The organism is Actinoallomurus acaciae (genome assembly GCF_042429965.1).
GTDB lineage: Bacteria > Actinomycetota > Actinomycetes > Streptosporangiales > Streptosporangiaceae > Actinoallomurus > Actinoallomurus acaciae.
Genome location: NZ_JBHLZP010001120.1, coordinates 1 through 1,025 on the forward strand (window position 1 = coordinate 1; position 1,025 = coordinate 1,025).

3 protein-coding genes are annotated in these 1,025 nt (G+C 74.8%); 1 reads left to right on the forward strand and 2 read right to left on the reverse strand.

What is annotated here, in order from left to right; translation table 11 throughout:
- A partial coding sequence (locus ACFFNX_RS50995) for a phosphotransferase (RefSeq protein ID WP_378213729.1) occupies positions 1 to 474 on the reverse strand: 474 nt, incomplete at its 3' end.
- 90 nt (positions 475 to 564) lie between these two features.
- Between ACFFNX_RS50995 and ACFFNX_RS51000 the strand changes: the two genes are divergently transcribed.
- Positions 565 to 759, forward strand: coding sequence for a hypothetical protein (locus tag ACFFNX_RS51000; RefSeq protein ID WP_378213731.1), 195 nt, complete (start codon positions 565 to 567; stop codon positions 757 to 759).
- 22 nt (positions 760 to 781) lie between these two features.
- Here the strand turns inward: ACFFNX_RS51000 and ACFFNX_RS51005 are convergent.
- Positions 782 to 1,025, reverse strand: a 244-nt coding sequence (locus ACFFNX_RS51005; protein WP_446678577.1) for an aromatic-ring hydroxylase C-terminal domain-containing protein, incomplete at its 5' end; no start/stop codon positions are given.

Below are 1,025 nucleotides of genomic sequence, written 5' to 3' on the forward strand. Positions count from 1 at the left end.
GCGGCTCAACGGGTCACGCGGCAGTTCGCCCGCCACGACCGGGACCAGATCCGGGTCGTGCAGCGTACGAAGGAACGCGCCGAGGCCGGCCGCCGCGCCGGTCCGCGCACCGTCGGGCAGTCCCGCCTCCGCGAGCTCACGGCCGGGTACGCGCCGGGCGCCCCAGAACGGCCACGGGAACTCCGGTGACGGCTGCCCGGCGAACTCCGGCACGGGTACGGGCAGTGGCAGCCGCGGGGCCAGCCCGGGCAGCACCGCTATCTCCCGCCGGACGCCGGGAAGCGCGACCGAACGGCGCGGGAACCGAAAGATCCATTCTCCGCCGACGAGGAACACGGTGTTGTCCCAGCCGGTGGCCAGCGCCTCGACGGCCGCGCCGCGCAGGTCGGGGAAGCGCGCGCCGATCAGGTCGCTCGCCCGTTCCGCCGAGACGGTGTGCTCCGCCTCCCACTCCGTCGCCCGGCCGCCGTTCATGGACCGAACCTATCGGGTCCGATGATCGAACCGTTCCCGTTCGGGTAGGGCGGGACCGTGACCGATGACGACCCACGAGGAGGCGGGCCGATGGAGACCGAGGGCCGGCGCGACGACGAGGCGCCCGAGGAGCAGGAGCAGGAGAAGCAGCACGACCACGTCCGCGCCGCGTCGGAACTGTCCGACCGCGCGGCCGAGTCGGTCAGCCGGCGCTACGACGGCACCAAGGAGGCTCACCACGAGACACGGGACGACGACGCCGACGAGGAGGACTCCGCCGGCTGAGGCCCGTGAGGCGCGGAATCGATCAGTGCGCGACGCGGCCCGCCGCCGGGCCGCACCACTGGCGTAGCGCCGCGCGTACGGCCGACCGTCCGTCGGGTCCGTCCGCGGCCCAGGCGATGTAGCCGTCCGGGCGTACGAGGACGGTCGTGCGCGTCGCCCCGCCCGCGGTGGCCAGGTCGACCCGATCACGCCAGGCGGCGATCGCCGAACCGTCGGTGCCGGGCGGCACGACCAGCAGGAAGCGGCCCGGGCGCAACGCGCGGTAC

What these genes read in the sequence shown, in the direction of transcription:
- ACFFNX_RS51000 (WP_378213731.1), top strand. Translation starts at nt 565, where the DNA reads ATGGAGACCGAGGGCCGGCGCGACGACGAGGCGCCCGAGGAGCAGGAG.